Annotated in this window: 21 protein-coding genes; 13 read left to right on the top strand and 8 right to left on the bottom strand. The window is 65.8% G+C overall.

The window, feature by feature from the left end:
* The first annotated feature begins 182 nt into the window (after window positions 1-182).
* The 3 genes from ACFVUS_RS02520 to ACFVUS_RS02510 are packed head-to-tail and all read left to right on the top strand — an operon-like array spanning window position 183 to window position 3,494.
* The gene (locus ACFVUS_RS02520) at window positions 183-1,559 is read left to right on the top strand and encodes a hemolysin family protein (RefSeq protein ID WP_387761386.1); all 1,377 of its coding nucleotides are present in this window, start codon (window positions 183-185) and stop codon (window positions 1,557-1,559) included.
* On the top strand, window positions 1,552-2,616 hold the full coding sequence (locus ACFVUS_RS02515; protein ID WP_387761385.1) for a hemolysin family protein: 1,065 nt from the start codon (window positions 1,552-1,554) through the stop codon (window positions 2,614-2,616). The genes ACFVUS_RS02520 and ACFVUS_RS02515 overlap by 8 nt, the downstream gene beginning before the upstream one ends.
* A gap of 2 nt (window positions 2,617-2,618) precedes the next feature.
* Window positions 2,619-3,494 carry a 3-methyladenine DNA glycosylase gene (locus ACFVUS_RS02510; protein ID WP_387761383.1) on the top strand — a complete coding sequence of 292 codons (876 nt, stop codon included), beginning with the start codon at window positions 2,619-2,621 and terminating at the stop codon, window positions 3,492-3,494.
* Here the strand turns inward: ACFVUS_RS02510 and ACFVUS_RS02505 are convergent.
* Window positions 3,491-3,964 carry a hypothetical protein gene (locus ACFVUS_RS02505; protein ID WP_387761381.1) on the bottom strand — a complete coding sequence of 158 codons (474 nt, stop codon included), beginning with the start codon at window positions 3,962-3,964 and terminating at the stop codon, window positions 3,491-3,493. The genes ACFVUS_RS02510 and ACFVUS_RS02505 overlap by 4 nt on opposite strands.
* Before the next feature lie 413 nt (window positions 3,965-4,377).
* On the opposite strand from ACFVUS_RS02505, the gene ACFVUS_RS02500 reads away from it, so the two are divergent.
* Together ACFVUS_RS02500 and ACFVUS_RS02495 are read left to right on the top strand one after the other, a co-directional pair.
* Entirely contained in the window at window positions 4,378-5,601 is a 1,224-nt protein-coding gene (locus ACFVUS_RS02500; protein ID WP_387761379.1) for a sensor histidine kinase, read from the top strand.
* On the top strand, window positions 5,594-6,268 hold the full coding sequence (locus ACFVUS_RS02495; protein WP_387761377.1) for a response regulator: 675 nt from the start codon (window positions 5,594-5,596) through the stop codon (window positions 6,266-6,268). The genes ACFVUS_RS02500 and ACFVUS_RS02495 overlap by 8 nt, the downstream gene beginning before the upstream one ends.
* Window position 6,269: 1 nt before the next feature.
* Here the strand turns inward: ACFVUS_RS02495 and ACFVUS_RS02490 are convergent, their stop codons facing one another.
* On the bottom strand, window positions 6,270-7,529 hold the full coding sequence (locus tag ACFVUS_RS02490) for a hypothetical protein (protein ID WP_387761376.1): 1,260 nt from the start codon (window positions 7,527-7,529) through the stop codon (window positions 6,270-6,272).
* Between the two features lie 81 nt (window positions 7,530-7,610).
* Window positions 7,611-8,075, bottom strand: coding sequence for a winged helix-turn-helix transcriptional regulator (locus ACFVUS_RS02485; RefSeq protein ID WP_387761375.1), 465 nt, complete (start codon window positions 8,073-8,075; stop codon window positions 7,611-7,613).
* Window positions 8,076-8,176: 101 nt separating this feature from the next.
* On the opposite strand from ACFVUS_RS02485, the gene ACFVUS_RS02480 reads away from it, so the two are divergent.
* From ACFVUS_RS02480 to ACFVUS_RS02455, 6 genes are all read left to right on the top strand, one after another.
* A complete protein-coding gene (locus tag ACFVUS_RS02480) occupies window positions 8,177-8,557 on the top strand; it encodes a PPOX class F420-dependent oxidoreductase (RefSeq protein WP_387761374.1) in 381 nt (126 codons plus the stop codon).
* A 104-nt stretch (window positions 8,558-8,661) separates the two neighbouring features.
* Window positions 8,662-9,432 carry an SDR family oxidoreductase gene (locus tag ACFVUS_RS02475; RefSeq protein WP_387761373.1) on the top strand — a complete coding sequence of 257 codons (771 nt, stop codon included), beginning with the start codon at window positions 8,662-8,664 and terminating at the stop codon, window positions 9,430-9,432.
* Window positions 9,433-9,615: 183 nt separating this feature from the next.
* Window positions 9,616-11,193 carry an LVIVD repeat-containing protein gene (locus tag ACFVUS_RS02470; protein WP_387761371.1) on the top strand — a complete coding sequence of 526 codons (1,578 nt, stop codon included), beginning with the start codon at window positions 9,616-9,618 and terminating at the stop codon, window positions 11,191-11,193.
* Complete coding sequence (locus ACFVUS_RS02465; RefSeq protein WP_387761369.1) at window positions 11,190-11,840, top strand: DUF305 domain-containing protein; 651 nt, start codon at window positions 11,190-11,192, stop codon at window positions 11,838-11,840. Before ACFVUS_RS02470 ends, ACFVUS_RS02465 begins: the two co-directional genes overlap by 4 nt.
* 64 nt (window positions 11,841-11,904) lie before the next feature.
* Window positions 11,905-12,672 (top strand): SDR family NAD(P)-dependent oxidoreductase, encoded by a 768-nt coding sequence (locus tag ACFVUS_RS02460; RefSeq protein ID WP_387761367.1) that lies wholly within the window; start codon window positions 11,905-11,907, stop codon window positions 12,670-12,672.
* Between the two features lie 111 nt (window positions 12,673-12,783).
* Entirely contained in the window at window positions 12,784-13,530 is a 747-nt protein-coding gene (locus tag ACFVUS_RS02455; RefSeq protein WP_387761365.1) for a PaaI family thioesterase, read from the top strand.
* A gap of 59 nt (window positions 13,531-13,589) precedes the next feature.
* Here ACFVUS_RS02455 and ACFVUS_RS02450 read toward each other — a convergent pair whose 3' ends face one another.
* Entirely contained in the window at window positions 13,590-14,225 is a 636-nt protein-coding gene (locus tag ACFVUS_RS02450; RefSeq protein ID WP_387761363.1) for an HD domain-containing protein, read from the bottom strand.
* A 105-nt stretch (window positions 14,226-14,330) separates the two neighbouring features.
* On the opposite strand from ACFVUS_RS02450, the gene ACFVUS_RS02445 reads away from it, so the two are divergent.
* Entirely contained in the window at window positions 14,331-15,275 is a 945-nt protein-coding gene (locus tag ACFVUS_RS02445; protein ID WP_387765362.1) for a GlxA family transcriptional regulator, read from the top strand.
* A gap of 95 nt (window positions 15,276-15,370) precedes the next feature.
* On the opposite strand, the gene ACFVUS_RS02440 is transcribed toward ACFVUS_RS02445, so the two are convergent.
* The 3 genes from ACFVUS_RS02440 to ACFVUS_RS02430 are packed head-to-tail and all read right to left on the bottom strand — an operon-like array spanning window position 15,371 to window position 18,046.
* The gene (locus ACFVUS_RS02440) at window positions 15,371-16,660 is read right to left on the bottom strand and encodes an acyl-CoA dehydrogenase family protein (RefSeq protein ID WP_387761362.1); all 1,290 of its coding nucleotides are present in this window, start codon (window positions 16,658-16,660) and stop codon (window positions 15,371-15,373) included.
* Window positions 16,661-16,670: 10 nt separating this feature from the next.
* Complete coding sequence (locus ACFVUS_RS02435) at window positions 16,671-17,303, bottom strand: TetR/AcrR family transcriptional regulator (protein WP_387761361.1); 633 nt, start codon at window positions 17,301-17,303, stop codon at window positions 16,671-16,673.
* Window positions 17,300-18,046 carry an SDR family NAD(P)-dependent oxidoreductase gene (locus ACFVUS_RS02430; protein WP_387761359.1) on the bottom strand — a complete coding sequence of 249 codons (747 nt, stop codon included), beginning with the start codon at window positions 18,044-18,046 and terminating at the stop codon, window positions 17,300-17,302. The genes ACFVUS_RS02435 and ACFVUS_RS02430 overlap by 4 nt, the downstream gene beginning before the upstream one ends.
* A gap of 182 nt (window positions 18,047-18,228) precedes the next feature.
* Here ACFVUS_RS02430 and ACFVUS_RS02425 point away from each other — a divergent pair, with 182 nt between their 5' ends.
* Window positions 18,229-20,409, top strand: coding sequence for a malate synthase G (locus ACFVUS_RS02425; RefSeq protein WP_387761358.1), 2,181 nt, complete (start codon window positions 18,229-18,231; stop codon window positions 20,407-20,409).
* Between the two features lie 60 nt (window positions 20,410-20,469).
* On the opposite strand, the gene ACFVUS_RS02420 is transcribed toward ACFVUS_RS02425, so the two are convergent.
* A complete protein-coding gene (locus ACFVUS_RS02420; RefSeq protein WP_387761357.1) occupies window positions 20,470-21,741 on the bottom strand; it encodes an acyltransferase family protein in 1,272 nt (423 codons plus the stop codon).
* Window positions 21,742-21,847: the final 106 nt, after the last annotated feature.

The following is a 21,847-nucleotide window of genomic DNA, read 5'->3' as shown; positions in this document are numbered from 1 at the left end:
GGTCAGCCGGTAACATGTCGACCATCGGATCATGACGACCCGTCATGATCTACCCCATGCGAAAGGAACCAGTTGTCACCCGCGTCCGAGGGCGCCGTTCAGGAGGGCTCCTCTACCGAGCCGGGTGACAAACCCGGCGCCATCGCTCCCTCAGCCACACAGACGGCCGGGTGGTGCTGACCGTGTCAGCCCTGCTCACCGTTCTCAGCCTGATCGGTTTCATCGCACTGACCGCCGGTACAGCGTTATTCGTTGCCGCGGAATTCTCACTCACCGCCCTGGAACGCAGCACCGTGGAGGCGCACGCCCGCGACGGCGACCGCCGCGCCCGGCAGGTGCGCCAGGCGCATCGCACGCTCTCGTTCCAACTCTCCGGGGCGCAGCTGGGCATCACCATCACCACTCTGATCACCGGTTATATCGCCGAACCGGTGTTGGCGCGGCTGCTGGAACCCATATTCGACGCCTTCGGCCTGGATGCCGGTACCTCGCATGGCATTTCGCTGGCGCTGGCACTGATCCTGGCGACCTCGCTGTCGATGATCTACGGCGAGCTGGTGCCCAAGAACATCGCCATCGCCTCACCGCTGGCCACCGCGCGCTGGACGGCGGGGCCGATGATGTGGTTCTCCATGGCGTTCCGCTGGCTGATCAATTTCCTCAATGGCGCGGCCAACTGGGCCGTGCGCAGGCTCGGCATCGAACCGGCCGAGGAATTGCGTTCGGCGCGGTCCCCGCAGGAATTGGGTTCGCTGGTGCGCACGTCCGCATTGCACGGCGCGCTGGATCAGCGCACCGCGCAGGTGGTGGATCGCTCACTGCAATTCGGTGAGCGCAGCGCGGAGGAGCTCATGACCCCGCGCGTGAAGATCGAATCGCTCGATCAGCACTGCACCATCGCCGATCTCATCGAATGTGCCAGTCGCACCGGGTTTTCCCGCTTCCCGGTGATCGACGGGGATCTGGACAACACGCTCGGCGTGGTGCACGTCAAGCAGGCGTTCACGCATCCGGCGTCGCAGCGGCGGGTCATCAAGCTCAAGGACATCTGCCAGCCCGTGCCGATCGTGCCCGCCAGCCTGGACGGTGACGAAGTGCTCGAACGGGTGCGCGCCGACGGTATGCAGGTCGCGCTGGTCGTCGACGAATACGGCGGCACCGCGGGCATCGTCACCATGGAGGACCTGATCGAGGAAATCCTCGGCGACGTCCGCGATGAGCACGATGAAGAGGAACTCGATGTGCGCCGCACCTCCACCGGATGGGACTGCTCCGGGCTGCTGCGCGTCGACGAGGTCTCGCGCACAACGGGTTACGACGCGCCCGACGGCGAATACGAAACCCTCGGCGGTCTGGTGCTGACCCGCCTGGGCCGCATCCCGGTCACCGGCGATGAAGTGCTGCTGCCCGAACCCGGCAACAACCACGCCATGGATCCGCACACCAGCGGCGGCTGGATCGCCAAGGTGGAGCGCATGGACGGCCGTCGCATCGACCGGGTGCTGCTGCGCCCCGTCGACGCCGAGGGCCTGGCGGAATGGGAGCTGCACCATGGGTGATTGGACAGCGGTACTGCTGGCCCTCGGGCTGCTGCTGGGTAACGCGTTCTTCGTCGGCGCGGAATTCGCCCTGATCTCCGCGCGCCGCGATCGTCTGGAAGCGCTTGCCGCACAAGGTAAGCGCAGCGCCAACACGGTGATCGAAGCCGCGCAGAACCTGTCGATGATGCTGGCGGCGGCGCAGCTGGGCATCACCATCTGCTCCATCCTGCTCGGCCGCGTCGGCGAACCCGCTGTGGCGCATCTGCTTTCGGGTGTCTTCGATCTGGTCGGCATGCCCGATTCGCTGCTGCACCCGATCTCGTTCGCGGTGGCGCTGGCGATCGTGGTGGTGCTGCACATCCTGCTCGGCGAGATGATTCCGAAGAATATCGCGCTGGCCGGGCCGGAACGCTCCGCGCTGCTGCTGGTTCCGGTGCATCTGATGTGGCTGCGCCTGGCGCGGCCGCTGATCGCGGTGTACAACATGGCGGCGAATCTGTCGCTGCGGGCACTGCGGATCGAACCCAAGGATGAGCTCGATTCCACGGTGTCCTCGGTGGAATTGGCCGAGATGTTCGGTGAATCGCATTCCGAGGGACTCCTCGACGAGGAGGAGCATCGCCGCCTCACCCAGGCGCTGGGCTCCAGCGACAGCATCGTGGCCGATGTCATGGTGCCGCTGGACAAGACGCGTTCGGTGCCGCTGCGTGGTGAAGGGACCACCCTCGGCGATATCGAGAACGCGGTCACCGAAACCGGTTTCTCGCGGTATCCGGTTCGTGCCGCCGATGGTTCGCTGGTCGGCTATCTGCACGTCAAGGATGTGCTGGATCTGGTGGCCGATGATCAGGCCGGTCCGGCGACGCCGATCCCGCGCACCGATATCCGTCCGCTACCCACCGTCAGCACCGGTGCCACGCTGTTCGAGGCGCTGGCTCGGTTGCGCCGCACCAACTCCCATCTGGGGCGGGTGGTGGACAGTCGCGGCAATACCGTCGGCATCGTCGCGCTCGAGGATCTGGTGGAAGAGTTCGTGGGCACCGTCCGCGACGCCACCCACCGCATCGCGGAGTAATGATGCGTGCTGTGCGGCAGGAGATTCCGGTGCTCGCGCCCGCCGATTGGCGGGCGCGAGCCGCCGCACACCGGGAACGGGTCGAGCGACTGGTCGGGCCATACCTGGCGCAGCGCGCGGTCGGGACCAAACATCCGGTCATCGACTTCCTGTTCACCTACTACGGCAATAAGCCCGCCCAGCTGCGACGCTGGCATCCCGGATTCGGTGTCGGGCTGGCGGATGCCGCCGAATACGCCGAAACCCGGGGCTATCACCTGGATTCCGATATCTCGGCGTATACCGCCGATCCGGAGTTCCTCGAAAAGCGCCGCGATACTGTCGAATTCGTCGCCCGGCTGCTCTCGGCGACGGCGACCCGACCGGCCCAGCTGTCCTGCTTCGGCCTGCACGAATGGGCGATGGTGTACCGCACCGACGAGGTCCGCCACCAGCAGGTGCCGCTGCGGCTGGGCACCGCCGGAACCGACGCCGTGGTGGAGTCGATGCAGTTGCGCTGCACCCATTTCGACGCCTACCGGTTCTTCACTCCCGAGGCGGTCCCGCTCAATATCGAACCGCTCACCCGCGCGGATCAGGAGCACCGGGAACAGCCCGGCTGCCTGCACGCCAATATGGATCTGTACAAGTGGGGCTTCAAACTCACCCCGCTGATCGCCTCGGACCTGCTGTTCGACTGCTTCGAATTGGCCTGCGCCGCCCGCGAACTCGATATGAAGGCCAGCCCCTACGACCTCTCGGCCTACGACTACGAGCCCATCCGCATCGAAACGCCCTCCGGCCGAGCCGAATACGTCCGCCGACAAGCCGATATAGCGACCCGCGCCGCGGTGCTACGCGATCGCCTCGCCGACAGCTGCCGCGCCCTCCTCGATTAACGCTGTGCCGGTGCAGTTCTCGCGGGCAGCAGCAGCACATTCAGCAGACCCGCGGCGACAGCCGCCAGCAGCGCTCCATCGACGTAGTGAAAAGCCATAGCGCCGAAGTAGGTAGGCCCGCCCCACGCGTTGACGACGAAATTGGGATCCAAACCTCCCAGCACCTGCATGCCACAGCGATACGGGAAGTACACCAGCATCGCCAGCGGCAGCACCGACAGCACCAGACGCGGCAGCGCGGACAGCCGACGAAAGACCGACCGCACCGTCCACCCGAGCCGATGCGCCGCGGTGCGGCCCCACGGCGCAAGCAGCAGGCCGAGGGGATGAGTACGGCTGCGGCGCAACACAATCACCGCCACCACGGCGGCCGCCGCATACAGCGCCACATGCGGCCAGAAGGCATCACTACCCGCCACCTGCGCCTCCCGATCCGGCGATCTGCCGAGATAGATCGCTCCTCCGGACACAATCCCCGCCACCAGAGAAATCCCGGCGACCCAAACCGCAGGCCGCGACAACTTGAATCCAAAGCCGGAACCCGAGGGCTGGGCCAGGCCAGAATCGAAGCCGGGACTCGGTAGCCCCTGCGGTCCCGAACCCGAGTCGGAAGCGTGAAATCGCGGGGCGTCGGAGCCGGAAGCCGGTGGGCGGGGCAGCCCCGATGCGGGGGTGAACGCCTGGCCTGGTGAGACGTGCCGGGCGGGGTTGGTGCCAGAGGTGTTCATGGCGCTAACTTTCGCTTCCCGACCCCGGTCTCGTCGTCCGCCTCGGGCCTGGAATCCAGGCCGTGCGCGCGGCGGATCCCGGTGGCATCTCCACCTCGGGGATGAGGTCCCGTGGGCGATGCAGGGTCGGCTACCAGCGGATTACCGTCATGGCCATGGCGATCACCTCAATGCCGCCGGAGCGGGCCGTACCGGCGGCTCCGTGGCATCAGCGGCTCATCCCGGCCGGGCGGGCGGATCGAACCGGCCCTGATTGGATCGATGTCGCGATTGCCGCAGCCTGTTTCGCAGGGTTCACGGTGCCGGTGCTGATCACCGGGAACGGTATCGGCTCGCAGACCGCGATCGTGCTATTCGGGCTCGCGGCCGTGGTTCCGCTCGTCGTCCGGCGGCGCCGGCCGGTGGCGGTCACCGTCGCGGTGACGGTGGTGCTGTGTGCCGCCGCATTGGCCGGTATTCGGTTCACGCCGTGGGTCAGCAATACCGGTCCGGCTTTCGCGGTTGCGGTGCTCACGCTCGCCGATCGGCGGCCGCGGCGCGAATCGCTGCTCGTCACCGGTCTCGCGCTCATCGCGATCGCGATCACCGCGCAGTTCGGCCTGAGTTGGCATCCCGATCAGGATCAGGACTTCGTGCAGTTGTTCATCGCGATTCCGGCGTGGCTGGCAGGTGACGCGCTGCGCACCCGGCGTGAGTATCGGCGGGATATCGCTGTGCAGCAACAGCTTCGGGCCGTGGATTCGGAGCGGCGCATCCGCGCCGAGGAGCGATTGCGGGTGTCGCGTGATGTGCACGATCTCATCTCGCACACACTCAGCATGATCACCGTGCGCGCCGGGGTGGCCCGGCTGCTGCTGGACGAACAGCCCGATGAGGCGCGGCGCGCGCTCACGGCGATCGAGCACGCCAGCCGGTCCGGCGTGACCGAATTACGGCGCGTACTGGCACAAATGCGTGAACCGGGGCCGCGGGAGGAGCCGGGCGAACCGGGTCTGGCCGAGATCGCCGGTCTCGTCGACAATCTGCGCCAGAGCGTGGCGATCGTGGACTTCCATATCCTCGGCACGCCTCGCTCCTATCCGGCGCTGCTCGAAACGACGGCGTACCGCATCGTGCAGGAGGCGCTGACCAATATCGTCAAGCACTCCCGCGCCACGCACGCCGCGATCGAAATACGGCATACCCCAGTCGAATTGGCCATTACCGTGCTGGACAGCGGCCCTGCGGCAGCAGCCGACTCCACCGGCTCGGGCCTGGGCCTGATCGGTATGCACGAGCGAGTTTCGCTGTTCGGCGGCCATTTCGACTCCGGTCCGCGCCCCGAGGGCGGCTTCGCGATCACCGCGACCTTCCCCGTCGATAATGAGCCCCATGCCTGACGCCACCCCGATTCGAGTGCTCATCGCCGATGACGAAGCCCTGATACGCGCGGGCTTCCGCGTACTGGTCGACTCGGCACCGGATCTCACCGTGCTCGGCGAGGCGGGCAATGGCGCGGAAGCGGTGCAGTTGACCCGTCGCCTGTGCCCCGATGTGGTCCTGATGGATATCCGCATGCCGATCATGGACGGCCTGGAAGCCATGCGGCATATCGCCGCCGATACCGCGCAGCAGCCGCGCGTGCTCATCGTGACCACCTTCGATCAGGACGAACACGTCTTCCAGGCATTACGCAGCGGTGCCAGCGGCTTCCTGCTCAAAGACTCACCGCCGGAACAGTTGCTGCACGCGATCCGCGTGGTGGCCAAGGGTGATGCCCTGCTCACGCCCAGTATCACCCGTCGCATGATCGACGAATTCGCCCGCCGCCCAACCACTCCCGACCGGCGGCCGGATATCCGCACCGGACTCACCGACCGCGAGTACGAGGTCCTCATCCACGTCGCCGCCGGACACACCAATGCCGAGATCGCGGGCACCCTGCACGTCAGCGTCGCGACCGTCAAAACCCATATCGGCCATCTGCTCACCAAACTCGCTGCCCGCGACCGCACTCAGCTGGTGGTACTCGCCTACGAATCCGGAATCGTGGTTCCCGGAGCGTGATTCACGCGCCGTCGAGGGCGCGCAGACCGGATTCGATTGCGGCGATGCGCTGTCGAGCATCATCCGGGGCGTGCGCGGACCGCAGTTCGATGGACAGGCGATCCCCGAAGGTGGACAGCACGTAGGTGCCGGGCGGAGCGATCGGGGAATCCGGATCGGTGCGCGGCTCGAACATCACGCTGGTGAAGTCCTCGAAGTCGAGTCCGGGCACTCGAGGCGTCCGCACCACGCCCCAGTTGCTGGAGATCACCACCACCGGCCGTTCGGATTCGGGCAGCAGCGCCAGCGCCGCGAACCCGGCGGACATGGTGTCGAAGAATCCCAGCCCTGCCTGGTGAACTTCGTGGTTGTCCAAGCCTTTTCGCAGTTCCTCGGTCACGGCGCGGGCGACCGTCGCGGTATCCCCGAGATCGCCGGACGGGACGAAACTCGCGAAGCCCAGCGGATTGGTGGCCGCCGGTTTCGGCACCGGCGGCGTGATCCGATCGCGCAGATTCACCGCGTAGGTGTAGGAGAGTCGCTCCCCCGGCACCTGACGCAGTTCGGCTTCGACGCGCAGAATCACCGCGGAGACAACACCATTGAGCGTCGTCTCATATTTGCGCGCGCGAGCCAGCAGGCCCGAGGTGGTTTCGGCGTCGAGGCGGCAGCGCGCGGCGGCGATCGTGTACGTCCGCATGGCATCCGATACCCGGGCCGGTGGCCCGGCCGCCGCATCGGTCGTCGGCGTGCTCGGCGCATCGCCAACGGGTTTGTCCGCCTTGGTGATTCCCCGATCGGCGAGCACCCGCTCCAGCGATTCCGGATAGTCCCATGGCGAGAGGTCCATCGGTTCGCCGGATACGCCCGCCACGTACAGCGACCACAGTTCCGCCAGCAGTTCGAGCGAGTGGTATCCGTCGGCGATGCTGTGATGGGTGAACAGCGTGACCGCCGCTCGATCGCTGTCATGCGCCACATGCAGTCCGGACAGCGCACGGCTCTGGTCCCCGCACACGCCGGGAATCGGAGCGTCGATATCGCCGGCGCTCACCACGATTCCCGGTAGCGGCCCCGTCCCCGCCACAATCGCGTATCCCCGGTCCTCTGGTTCCAGCACCGCGGACAGCACCGGGTACTTGCGCCGCAATCCCGCGAACGCGACCGAGAGCGCCGGGATATTCAGCTCACCGCGCACCCGCACGCGGTATCCGATATAGGCGCCCGCCATGGCGAAAACCAGCTCACTGGGGGCAAGAGAGCGCACACGACCAACAGACACACAGGCTCCTCGAGGAGTGGGAAATGGTGGGGACGACCGCTCAACCCACTATTGCGGGCTCGCCCGCCCTGTGCCACTTCATTATTCGCTCGCGGCGGGCGCGGCCCCCGGACCCGCGAGTATGTCGATATCCGGTGCGTGCATGGGCTTACCGCAGTGCGCACAGGTGAGTTCGACGGAGCTGATCTCACCGCACGCGTGGTGGCGATAGAGAACCGGCGGCCCGGCCGTGCCCGCCAACCATTTATCCCCCCAGCCGACCATCACCATGAGTACATCGATCAGTTCGGTGCCCTTCTCGGTGAGCAGGTACTCGTACCGGGGCCGATTGTCGTACGGGCGGCGCTCCAGCACACCGCGTTCGACCAGGTGATTCAGTCGCTCGGTGAGCACCTTGCGGGAGATGCCGAGATCGGCCTGAATCTGTTCGAAGCGGGTGAAGCCCACCCAGATATCACGCAGGATCAGCGGCGACCACGGTTCGCCGATGACATCCAGCGTGCGCGCGATCGAACAGGCCATCTCACTGAAGTTCGTGCGTTGCATGTAAGAAGTCTACCAATCGGGGTTCCCTAAGGGAACTTAAGGGGCTACAGTTGTGGCGTCTCCTAAAGGAACTAACCCGATCCCCGATACGAGGTATCGCCATGACCATCACCCCCGAAATCCGCACCGCCCTCGACAGCACCCCGGTAGCCCACCTGGCCACCCTCCTCCCCGACGGCTCCCCCCACTCCATCCCCCTCTGGGTAGGCACCCACAACGACCACATAGCCATCCTCACCGGCCCCACCTCCCGCAAAGCCCGCAATCTCCACCGCGACCCCCGAGTAGCCCTCTCCCTCACCCCACCCGACAACCCCTACCAATCCATCATGATCCGCGGCCACGTAACCAAATGGCTCGAAGGCGACGAAGCCTGGAAAATCATCGACGCCATCGCCATGAAATACATCGGCCAGCCCTACTCCCGCGAAGAAGACCGAGTAGTAGCCCTCATCACCCCCGACCACCAAACCCTCGGCTGAATCGCCTGCGGCGCTACTACTTCGGAGCGGCGATGGCGAGCGTGGTGGTTGTCACCCGGTGGGGGTTATTGCCGGGTGGGATGGGTGGGGAGTAGGTGTTGGGTATGGGGAAATTTCTTGTTACCGGTGGGACCGGGGTGCTGGGGCGGGTTGCCGTCGAGCGGTTGCGGGCGGGCGGGCATGAGGTGCGGGTGCTTTCGCGGCGGGCGGGGGCTGGGACGCATGTGGGGGATCTCGTATCCGGAGCCGGGGTGGGCGCGGCGGCCGCGGGAGTGGATGCGATCGTGCATGCCGCCTCGAATGGCCGAAGGTTCGGCAATACCGATGTGGCGCAGACGGATACGGTGATTCGGGCCGCCACAGAGGCGGGAGTGGGGAACCTTGTCTACGTCTCGATTGTGGGAATCGAGCGGATTCCGTTCCGGTACTACCGGAATAAGGTGGCGTGCGAGCGGCGGATTGTCGAAAGCGGTGTGCCGCATACGATTTTGCGGGCTACCCAGTTTCATGAATTGATCGCCTCGGCACTGTTCGCGGCGGGGCGGCTGCCGATTACGCCATTGCCGTTGGATTTCCGATTTCAGCCCGTGGCCGCCGCCGAGGTGGCGGTGCGGACGGCCGAGTTGGCGACCGGAACGCCGCTCGGATTCGCTCCGGATTTCGGCGGCCCGGAGGTGCTGACTTTGCGGGAGTTGATTGATATTTGGCGACAGGTTCATGCCCGTCCCCGGGTGGTTCCGATGCCGTTGCCGGGGCGCATCGCGAAGGGATTCCGGGCCGGGTTCAACACCTGTCCCGAGCACACCGATGGGACGCTGAGCTGGGCAGACTACGTCAGGACCGCGGTGCGCGACCCGTACGCTGCCGAGAAGTAGCCCCGCGAGCGATCCCGACCCCCGATCCGGCTCGATCGAGCCGATTTCGAGAACTCGTTCAGGGCGGACCTACCGAGCAGTCAGTTTATGGGTTACGGTTCCGAGACGTAACCGTGACCACACTGCATACCCCTGTGTGCGGGCCGTCACGATGGCAGCTTCTGAGGGAACGGGGGCACCGCGATGAAGCGGTTCTCGGGAATGCGACGGTCAAGGCCCGCAATGCTTTTCGCGGCCGCGCTAATGGGCGCGGCCGTGCTGCCGATGGGTGGGGCATCGGCGGATCTGACGGACGATATCGGCAATGCCGTACAGCAATTCCTCGATGTGGGACGCACCTCGGTGCCGCGCGCGGACTGCGGGCCGGATTCGCTACCGGAAAGCGGAATGCAGGGCGATGTGCCCGCCGCGGATCGCAATAGCGGGCGCAGCACGCAGGGGTACCGCTGCAATATGTCGTTCGTCGGCGGTTATGTCGGTAAGGGCGCGGGCATCACCTCGACCACCTTCGAACACTGCTCGTATACCGGGTCGATGTTCCCGGGCAATATTCTCGGCCCCGCGCAGGGCGTGCAGGTGCTCGATGTCTCGGATCCGGCGAATCCGGTGGTGACCGCGAGCCTGACCGAACCCGCCATGCTGGCGGGCACCTGGGAATCACTCAAGGTCAATACCGAGCGAAAACTATTGGTGGGCACCGGCGTTCCGGTCGGCACCGGTGCGGGCTATCTGTCGGTGTACGACATCTCCGATTGCGCGCATCCGCGCCTGCTGAATCCGGGTGCGGGCACGAATCTGCTCATGCCGATTCCGATCACCACGCACGAGGGCGGCTTCTCCCCCGACGGCCGCACCTATTGGGCCTCGGGCATCGCGCCCGGTTTCGTGAGCGCCGTCGATCTCACCGATCCGGCCAATCCGCACGTGATCTGGCAGGGCCTGACCGGTATCGAGGCACACGGCTTCGGCATCAGCCCGGACGGTAATCGCATGTACCTCTCGGCGCTGGGCGGATTCACCACCCTCGATATCAGCGCGGTCCAGCGGCGTGATCCGAATCCGCAGGTCAACCACATCGGCCGGGTGTTCTGGGCGGACGGATTCGCCACCCAGCACAGCATTCCGGTCACCTATGACGGTAAGCCGTACCTGTTCACCGCCGACGAGGGCGGCGCGGGCGGAGTGAAGCTCATCGATATCTCCGATGACACCAATCCGAAGGTCGCCGCCAAGATCAAGCTGGAGATCAACCTGCTGGAAAACCAGGATTCGGCCATGGCCTCGTCCATGGGCGGTTCGGTGTTCTCCTACGACGCGCACTATTGCGCCGCGGACCGCCCCGATAATCCGACCGCCCTGGCCTGCGGCTGGGAGGAATCCGGTATTCGCGTCTTCGATGTGCGAGATCCATTCCACGCCAAGGAGATCGCGTACTACAACCCGCCCGCTCGCACCGGCCGGAATCTGGAGCTGTGGAATTCCCCGCACGCGCTGGCATCGATCATCGGGGTACCCGGACTGCAATTCCCGTCCGCGGCGCGAGCCATTCTCGAAGGCAAATTCGATCCGGCACAGGCGCTTTCGTCACGCACCGGCATGGTCGCCTTCGGTGACCTGTCCACCGACTGGTGTTTCGCCCCACCGGAATGGCACGGCAGCCAACTCTGGACCACCTGCAATGACAACGGCTTCATGGTGTTGCAGCTCGCCGACGATATCTACACCCCGCCCGCCGACCAGCATTCGATCGTGGGCTCATGATGACCGATCGCCGAGTACGCGTCGCCGTCATCGCTGTGCTGGCCGTGCTGCTGTGCGGCGCGGGAATGCTGCTGCGCCCGCTGGTGATTCCCGATAACGAGTCGGCCCCGGCGGTGCTGAATCCGACCGAGATCGGCTTCACCCAGGACATGCTGACGCACCATCAGCAGGCGCTGGTCATGGTGCAGCGCCTGGACACCGGTGTGGATCCCGCCATTCGGCAACTGGCACAGCAGATCTCCGATACCCAGCGGGTGGAGATCGGCACCCTGCTCGGCTGGTTGCGCCTGGCCAATGCCTCGCCGACCAATCCGCATCCGATGTCGTGGATGAGCGATATGGATATGCCCGCCGGACACGATCACGCGTCCATGGCGAGCAGCGCGGCGACCACCATGCCCGGTATGGCGACCATGAAAGAGCTCGACGCCCTCTCCGCCGCCAAGGGTTCGGACGCGGAATCGCTTTTCCTGCAACTGATGCTGCGCCATCACACCGGCGGCGTCAGTATGGCCAAGGACGCCGATAAGCTCATCGCCTCCGGGCCGGTGAAGGAATCGGCCCGCGCCATGATCACCGAACAATCGCAGGAGGCCGGCATCATGACGCTGCTGCTGGCCCAGCGCGGGGTGCAGCCGCTGTCATGAGAGTCCCACTGACCGGACGGAAACCCTTGACTCGGGCAATGGCTTGCTCGGTATGGTCGGCACCATGAGTTTGGCGGGACGGGTAGCACTGGTCACCGGTAGCGGACGCGGCATCGGCCGCGCCATCGCATTGGCGCTGGCACAGGACGGCGCGGACGTGGCGGTGAACTATCGCTCCGATGCCGAGTCGGCGGCCGAAACCGTCGCCGCCATCCAGGCTTTGGGCCGCCGGGCCATCGCCGTACAGGCCAGTGTGGATTCGGTCGAGGACGACGAGCGGATGGTCGACCACATCATCGACGAGTTCGGCCATATCGATCTGCTGGTCAACAATGCCGGAATCGCCAGTCGCGGACGGTTCGTCGCCGATACCGATCCAGCCGAGATGCTGCGGGTGCTGTCCACGCACGCGCTCGGAGCGCACCACATCTCGCGGCTCGTATTGCCCTCCATGCGATCTCAACCGCGCGGCGACATCATCATGATCTCCAGCGTCGCGGCCACCTCGTACGCGCCCGGCGGCGCGCCGTACACCATGGCCAAGGCCGCACTGGAGGCGCTCGCGTTCACGCTCGCCAAAGAGGAACGCGCCCACGGCATTCGCGTCAACGTGGTCGCGCCCGGACTGGTCGACACCGAGATGGGCCGCCGGTTGGTCAAAGCGGTCACCGGCAAGGACGACATTCGCGCCCTGGACGCGCACTCCCCCTTCGGCCGGGTCTGCCGCCCCGAGGACATCGCCGATACCGTGCGCTTCCTGGTGTCACCGCGCGCCGAATACCTCACCGGTCAGAAGTTGACCGTGGACGGTGGCGGCGGCAACGTCGGCTGACCACGCGCCGGGTGTGGAACTTCTCACCCGGCGACCCCGATGCTGAGCCCCAGCGTCCCGCGATATCGTCGAGTGGATGATCGACGCCGTCGACGGAAGGGCCTGGGCAGCATGACCGTTCCGCTGGATACGCTCACCATCCCCGATTACATCCACGGCTACCCCGAGCTGGCGTTCGGCGGCTATGTGGCGGGCATGCTCGCGGCCCGCAGCGGCGCGCCCACCGTCCGCGTCGATTTCCGCCGCGCGGTCGGCATTTCCACCCCGGTGTTGCTCGCCGCCGAGGACGGGAACGCGACCCTCAGCTCCCCCGACGGCACCCTGCTCGTCGAGGCCGCCCCGGCGATCCTGGATCTCGATGTCCCGCCCACCCCGTCCTGGGCCGAAGCGAAGACCGCGACCGAGACGGCGCTGTCCTCGCCCCACCGGAGAGTCAGCGACTGCTACGGCTGCGGTGTGGCCTGTGCACCGGGCCGGGGCGTACGGCTGTTCGCGTGGGCTGTGCCCGAACGCCGTGTCCTGACCGCCGCCTGGACCCCCGATCCCGGGCTTGCCGTCGAAAACGGTGAGCTGACAACGGAATCGGTCTGGTCCGCACTGGATTGCCCGGGCGGACTCGCGGCCTGGATCTACTCCGGTATGGCACCGGGCGCGTTCACTGCGGCGTTGACCGCGACTCAATTCCAGCCGATCCACGCGGGCACGGAGTACATCTCCCATGCCTGGCCGATCAGCGGCGAAGGACGTAAACACACTGTCGGCGTGGCGCTTTCGACGCCGGAAGGCGAACTGTGCGCGGTCGCCGAGGCGCTCTGGATCGAACCGCGCACCACCCAACCCGACGCCAGCTGGACATAGACACCGTCGAGAGGTGTGGATCCCGGCCAAAAGCACGCCGGGATGACGGAGGGTGGCCGCTACTCCGGCCAGGCGGAGTTCTCGATTACCCGCACGAAATTGGTGCGGGTGAAGCCGGGTGAGAAGCGTTCCAGGACATCGGCTTTGACATTGCCGAAGGTGGTAGCGGGGCGGGCGGCGATACCTTCGGTGAAGGCGGCCAGGATGCGGTTCTTGAAATCGGGACGAGGGTGGGCGGCGACCACGGCGGCGCGGGTGTCGGCGGGGAGGTCGTCGTAGCCGATGCCGAGCACGTCGTATTCGACGCCCGCGGTGACCAGGGCGATTTCGGGGGCCATATGGGCGGGGATTTCAGGGGTGGTGTGCAGCGCGATCGCGGTCCAGACGGTGTCGGCGGCGGATGCCGGAATACCGTGCGCGAGCAGGAATTCGCGGGCCTGGTCCGCGCCATCGATTTCGAAGCGCTGGTCGGTGCTGCGGTACTTCTCGGTGAGGCCGAGGTCGTGGAACATGGCTCCGACGTAGAGCAATTCGGGGTCGTAGGCGAGCCCGCGGCGCTCGCCCTGGAGTGCGCCGAACAGGTAGACGCGGCGGGAGTGGTCGTAGATCAGCGGGGTCGCGACATCACGCACCAGTTCGGTGGCCTCGGTCGCGAGACGGCTGTCGGGGATCTTGATATCGGCGATGCGAGTCATGAATAGAGCATCGGCCGTGCGCCCACCCCGCCGCCGTGTCCATATGGCCACACACCCCACAGATTTGGCCATTACCATCGAGGTGTGCCGCATAAGCAGATAGCCATGCTCGCCTACGACGGGGTGCGGCTGCTCGATGTCACCGCCCCACTCGAAGTCTTCAGCACCGCAATCGAATTGGGCGCGAACTACGAGCTGAGGGTCTATTCGCCCACCGGGAATCCGGTAACGACCTCGGTCGGGGCCACCTTGGGCGTCTCAGGGTCATTCGCCGACCTCACCGACGCGCACACCGTACTGGTCCCCGGCTCCCCCAAACTGCCCGCCGCACCCGCCCCGGCCGAATTACTGGATGCCGTAGGCGAACTCGCGGATTCCGACCGCCAAATCGCGTCGATCTGCACGGGCGCGTTCGCCCTCGCCGCCACCGGCCTGCTGGACGGCCGCCGCGCCACCACGCATTGGCGGCATGCCGCGACCCTGGCCCGCGCCTATCCCCGCATCACCGTCGAGCCCGATGCCCTGTACGTCCGGGACGGCCGGGTCCTCACCTCGGCGGGCGTGAGCGCGGGCATCGATCTATCCCTTGCCATGGTGGAAGCCGACGCGGGTACCGAATTGGCCCGCGAAGTCGCCCGTGACCTGGTGGTATTCCTGCAACGCCCCGGCGGACAATCACAATTCTCCGCCGCTTCGAGGATCGCCCGGCCCCCGCACGATCCGCTACGGGCGCTACTGGACGACATCGTCGCGGACCCGGCGGCCGATCACGCCCTGCCCACGATGGCGGATCACGCGGCACTCAGCGTGCGCCAGCTGACCCGCCTGTTCCGCGAACACCTCGGCACCACCCCGGCCGCCTTCGTGGAGACGGTCAGGCTCGAAACGGCGCAGGCACTGTTGGAGGCAGGCGAGTCCGTCACCCAGGCGGCCCGCCGATCCGGCTTGGGCAGCGATGAATCGCTGCGTCGAGTGTTCCTGCGGCACTTGGGCGTCACGCCGTCGGCGTACCGGGCGCGCTTCCGCTCGGCCCGGCCCGAGGCTCATTGACACGGCCCGGGGACTCACGACTCCGAGCCGACGCTGATTCCCGCCGAACCGGAAGACGCCGACAATCAGCGACTTCCGGCACTTCAACGCAAGCCTCAGAGGTTCCCTACAGCGTGTTCCAGGCGCTGGGCGACCAGTTCCCGCGCCTGTTCACGCAGCGCGGGCCGGAAACCGCTGGGGTACACCGGATCACCGGGCGCGTAGGTCTTGAGCACCTCCTTGGCGAGGGTGATCTTGTGCACCTCGGTGGGGCCGTCGGCGATCGCCATGACCTGCGCGTAATTCATCATGTCCACGAACGGCAGATCGGTGCTGACGCCGATCGCGCCGTGCAGATGCATGGCGCGCTGGGCGATATCGTGCATGACCTTCGGCATCGCGACCTTGATGGCGGCGATGTCATGGCGCACCTTGCGGTAGTCCTGTTCCTGATCGATGCGCCACGCGGTGCGCAGCACCAGCAGCCGGAACTGCTCCATCTCGATCCAGGATTCGGCGATCTTCTCCTGCGTCATCTGCAAACCGCCGAGCACACCCTTGCGCATGGGCCGCGATACCGCGCGCTCGCACATCATGTCGAAGGCCTTGCGCACCATGGCGACCGTGCGCATGGCGTGATGCACCCGGCCGCCACCCAAGCGGGTCTGGGCGACAATGAAGCCGAGCCCCTCGGCACCCAGCAGCGCGTCGGCGGGGACGCGCACATCGGTGAAGCGCAGATGCCCTTCATTCTCGCTGAACCCGGGCACGGTGAAGTTCCGCACGATCTCCAGGCCGGGAGCGTCCGCGGGCACGATGAACATCGACAGCCGCTTATGCGGTTCGGCCTCGGGATCGGTGACGACCATGACGATGTGGAAGCTGGCGAATTCGGCGGCCGAGTTGAACCACTTCTCACCGTTGATGACCCACGAATCGCCGTCGCGCACAGCGCGAGTCTTGAACGCGGTCGGATCGGAGCCGCCGGTGGGCTCGGTCATGACATAGCAGGAGCCGATCTCCCCGTCGAGCAGCGGTTGCAGATACTTCGCCTTCTGCTCGGGCGTGCCGAAGTGCGCGAGGATCTCGGCGTTACCGGAATCCGGTGCCTGACAACCGAATACCAGCGGAGCCCACTTCGAGGTGCCGATCACCTCGTTGAGCAGCGCCAGTTTCACCTGACCGTAGCCGGGGCCGCCGAGCTCCGGTCCGAGGTGGCAGGCCCACAGCCCCTGCTCCTTCACCTTCTCCTGCAACGGTTTCATCAGCGCCCGGATCTCCGGGTTCTTGCGGTCGTAGGGTTCGGGGTAGAGCAGGTCCAGGGGCTCGACCTCGGCGCGCACGAACTCCGCGACCCAGTCCAGCTTCTTCTGATATTCCGGGTCGGTTCCGAAATCCCAAGCCATGGTCAGCCTTTCATTTGTTGTCGGCCGGTGCCGCGACACCGTCGAAGATGGTGGTGCTGAGAATGTCCGCGATCTGATCCGGGGTGTACTCACCGTCGTCGCGGTACCAGGCGCTGACCATATTCAGCATGGCCACAACGCTTTTGGTGATGACGTGATCGTTGGTGCGAAGCAGGCCCGCCGCGTAGCCGTCGTCGACGACGCGCTGCCAGGCGCGCTGGATGCCGTCACGCAATATCTGAAGGTCGGCGGCGCGTTCGCCGGTGAGCGCACCGGCGTCGCGCAATGCGATGGTGACCTCGTGCCGATGTTCGACGATGAGCCGCACATGAGTGCGAATCAGGTTGCGCAGCTTGGTGACCGGATCATCGGGGCCGTCCGCGATCGCAACGGCGGCATCCAGCATGAGCTGGGTGTAGCCGCGCCGGATCTGGAAGAGCAATTCCTCCTTGGAGCCGATGTGGTAGTACAGCGCACCGCGTTGCACCCCGGCCCGATCGCCGATCTCGGCGACACCGGTGGCGTGGAAACCCTTCTCCGCGAACAGTTCCATGGCCGCGCGCGTGATCCGTTCCAGGGTCTCCCCCGGATTCACCTCCGAAGCGGGCGGGCGGCCGCGACGGCGAACCGGTTCGACGGTCATCGCCAGCCACCGTCCAGCGCCAGTGTGGCCCCGGTCGCGAAAGCCGATGCGTCGGAGGCGAAGAACAGTGCCGCGCCGACGATATCGGCGGACGTTCCGATCCGCCGCAGCGCGGTGTGCTCCCCCAGCGCCTCCTTCATCCCGGGCGGCCAGGCTTTGGCGATATCGGTATCGAACGGACCGCAGCGAATGGTGTTGACCCGCACCGCCGGTCCATAGGTGTGTGCGAGCCCGCCGGACAGGGCCTCCAGCCCGGCTTTGGCGGCGGCATACGGCACAGCCATCGGCTCGGGATGGGTGGCCTCCATCGAGGAGATATTGATGATCGATCCGGCACCGGCGGCCGCCATCCGCGCACCGATCACCGCCGACAATCGGAACGCGCCCTTGAGATTGGTGCCGATGATCTTGTCGAACATGGCTTCGGTGACCTGATCCAGGCTCGGATACAGCAGCGACATGCCCGCGTTGTTGACCAGCACATCCACCCGCTCGAACTCGGCGTAGACCGCGTCCACGAGTGCGTCGCAGTGTTCCCACACGCCCACGTTGCAGGCCACCGGCAGCGCCCGGACCCCGTATTTCTCCCGCACGGTAGTGGCGAGTGCGTCACACGCCTCGACCTTGCGACTGGCGATCACCACGTCCGCGCCCGCTTCGGCGAAGGCCAGCACCATCTCCCGGCCCAGCCCGCGACTACCGCCGGTGACCACACAAACCTTGCCGGACAAGGGCTTTCCCATGGGCCGCACCTTCGCGTTCGCTCGCGGACATTAATGTTCCGCTCAGTACATTAAATGTACCGGGCGATACAATCAAGGTCCCGGATCGCCCGGGAATCCCAGGCCGCGAACGCCCGCCGCATACCCGCGAGTAACATGACGGGCGTACTTTTTGACCCGGCTTTCTCGAAACGAGGCAGTAGATGACAGAGCGGATTCAGGTCGGCGGGCTCCAGGTCGCGCGCGTTCTGCACGATTTCGTGGAGAACGAGGCTCTTCCCGGTACCGGCGTAGACTCCGCCGCGTTCTGGTCGGGCGCCGAGAATGTGATCAACACTCTGGCTCCCCGTAACCGTGCTCTGCTGGCAGAACGCGACGACATCCAGGCCAAGATCGACGAGTGGCACCGCGCCAACCCCGGCGCCGGCTACGACAAGGCTGCCTACAAGCAGTTCCTCACCGAGATCGGCTACCTGCGTCCCGAACCGGCCGATTTCCAAATCGGAACCGAGAACGTGGACGCCGAAATCGCCACGCAGGCAGGCCCGCAGCTGGTCGTGCCGGTGATGAACGCCCGCTTCGCCATCAACGCGGCGAACGCGCGCTGGGGCTCGCTCTATGACGCCCTCTACGGCACCGATGCCATTTCCGAGGCCAATGGCGCGGAAAAGGGCAAGGGCTACAACAAGGTTCGCGGTGACAAGGTCATCGAATGGGCCCGCAATTTCCTCGACGACGCGCTGCCGCTGATCACCGGGTCGCACCTGGGCACCAGCAAGTACGCCATCGTCGACGGCGAACTCGAGGTCACCCTCGAGGACGGCACCGATATCGGCCTGGCCGACGGTGACGCGCTGGTCGGCTACCTCGGCACCCCCGAGGCCCCGACCTCGCTGCTGTTCAAGCACAACGGGCTGCACATCGAGATCCAGTTCGATGCCGAATCCCCGGTCGGCTCCACCGATGACGCCGGTATCAAGGACGTCGTGCTGGAGTCCGCGGTCACCACCATCATGGACTTCGAGGATTCGGTCGCGGCCGTGGACGCCGAGGACAAGGTCCTGGGCTACCACAACTGGCTGGGCCTGATGAAGGGCGATCTGGCCGAGAAGGTGTCCAAGGGCGGCAAGACCTTCACCCGCACCATGAACCCGGACCGCGTCTACACCGCGCTCGACGGCAGTGACCTTGTGCTGCACGGTCGTTCGCTGCTGTTCGTGCGCAACGTGGGTCACCTGATGACCTCGGACGCCATCCTGGACAAGGACGGCAACGAGGTGCCCGAGGGCATTCTCGACGGCCTGTTCACCGTGCTGATCGCCAAGCACGCGCTCAACGGCGACACTCAGCTCAAGAACACCCGCACCGGCTCGATCTACATCGTGAAGCCGAAGATGCACGGTCCCGACGAGGTCGCTTTCACCAACGACCTGTTCGCGGCCATCGAGGATGTCGTGGACGTGCCGCGCAACACCCTCAAGGTCGGCATCATGGATGAGGAGCGCCGCACCACGGTGAACCTGAAGGCGTCCATCAATGCCGCCAAGGATCGCGTGGTGTTCATCAACACCGGCTTCCTGGACCGCACCGGCGATGAGATCCACACCTCCATGGAGGCCGGGCCGATGGTCCGCAAGGCCGATATGAAGTCCCAGCAGTGGATCAAGTCCTACGAGGACTGGAATGTCGACACCGGTATCGCCGCGGGCCTGCCCGGTAAGGCGCAGATCGGCAAGGGCATGTGGGCGATGCCCGATCTGATGGCCGACATGCTGGCCCAGAAGATCGTGCACCCCAAGGCCGGAGCCAACACCGCCTGGGTACCCTCGCCCACCGCCGCCACCCTGCACGCCACCCACTACCACCTGGTGGACGTGTTCAAGCGGCAGTCCGAGATCGCCAAGGGCGGCCCCCGCGCCACCGTCGACGAAATCCTCGAGATCCCCCTCGCCCAGGACACCAACTGGACCGCGGAGGAGAAGCAGCAGGAGCTGGACAACAACTCCCAGGGCATCCTGGGCTACGTGGTCCGCTGGATCGACCAGGGCGTCGGCTGTTCCAAGGTGCCCGACATCAAGGATGTCGGCCTGATGGAAGACCGTGCCACCCTGCGCATTTCGAGCCAGCAGGTCGCCAACTGGCTGCGCCACGGCATCGTCACCGAGGCCGAGGTCATCGCCTCCCTCGAGCGCATGGCCCCCGTCGTCGACCAGCAGAACGCCGGCGACTCCTCGTACCACGCCATGGCCGTCGACTTCGAGGCCTCCATCGCCTTCCAGGCCGCCAAGGAACTGGTCCTGGAAGGCACCAAGCAGCCCAACGGCTACACCGAGCCGATCCTGCACCGGCGTCGTCGTCAGGCCAAGGCCCAGAAGTTCCTCTGATCCGTCGGAGAACCGAATAGCACGAACCCCCGATCGGCTTGTCCGATCGGGGGTTTGGCTTTACTTGGCGTCGATTTTCGCGATCATTCGCCCGCCGAAGGTGTGGCAGGGCTTTTCGATCCACCGGTAGGTCGCCGTCGCGATCAGCAGGGCGGCCGCCACCCAGGTGCACAGGGTGAGCCAGGTGGCGGGGATGCCGAGGATGGGGGTGGTCCAGCGCGGGGCGTCGAGGATCAGGACGTGAATCAGGTAGAGGGAGTAGCTGATTCGGCCCAGGAACAGCAGCGGGCGGGGGAAGGAGTAGCGGCGCAGCAGCAGGAACGCGGCGAACAGCAGGTAGGCGGGGATGATGGTGAGGGGTTGTTTGAGCCAGGTGATCCAGACGCCGGTGATGGGGTCCAGGACGGGTTGGACGAACAGGCTCACGCCGAAGATCAGGGTGATGGCGAAGAGGAAGACGGACCAGGCGCGGCGGGGGGTGATTTCGCCGGATGTCATTCGGTACAGGACGGTGCCGACGAACATGGTGGCGAAATAGCCGAAGGTCAGGACCGAGGCGCCGGGCTGGTTGAGGATCAGGGGCACCGCGATGGCCGCGATGAGGATCGCGGCCAGGGCGGTGCGGCGGTCGGCGGCCAGGTAGGCGAAAACGGCTGCCACGACAAGGGTCGCGGCCAGGACGATCGAGCGGGTGGTGAGGTTCGAGTCCGGGCCATTGAGCAGCATGATCGGCAGCAGTGCGCCGGGGACGATCAAGAGCAGAGCGGCGATTGCCAGCGGTACCGAGCGGCGATTCAGGCCGCCGATCACCAGCAGCGACAGAATCAGATAGAAGGCCAATTCGTAGGACAGCGACCAGGACGCTCCGACCACCTGAATATCCCAGCCGCCGATGAAGAACTGCATCATCGTCAGATTCGCCAGAAAGTTCACGACGGGGTTGGCCAGGAAGCCCGCAGGCAGACCGTATCGATTGATCGAGTGCAGCAGCAATGCGGCGATCAGGCAGGCCCAGAACAGCGGGAAGAGGCGGAAGAACCGGCCAACCCAGAACGCGCCCAGCGAACGGCCGCGCTCCAGCGACGCCGGAATGATGAAGCCGCTGACCAGGAAGAAGACGAAAACACCGAACTCGCCGAGGCCGAAATAGGCCTGCGAGAAACGGAAATACCCGGGCCACAACCGTTCGGAGCAGTGCTGGATCACGACCGCCAATGCGGCCAGACCGCGTAATGCGTCGAGAAATTCGAAACGCCCACCCCGGCTGCGGACTACCGGTTCCGCCGGTTCCGCCGGTGAAATCGGGGCCGCCACAACACGTTCGAGAGTCATGACAGAATTCCGCCTCGGGAGTTGAACATATTCGTCGAACAAGAACTCAGGCGGGGCACAAGGTGAAATTAGTAGCAGATCGCATCGGACCCGGCAAACCGTCCGA

Source organism: Nocardia sp. NPDC058058, assembly GCF_042885355.1.
Lineage (GTDB): Bacteria > Actinomycetota > Actinomycetes > Mycobacteriales > Mycobacteriaceae > Nocardia.
This window is presented reverse-complemented; position numbering and strand designations above follow the sequence as displayed.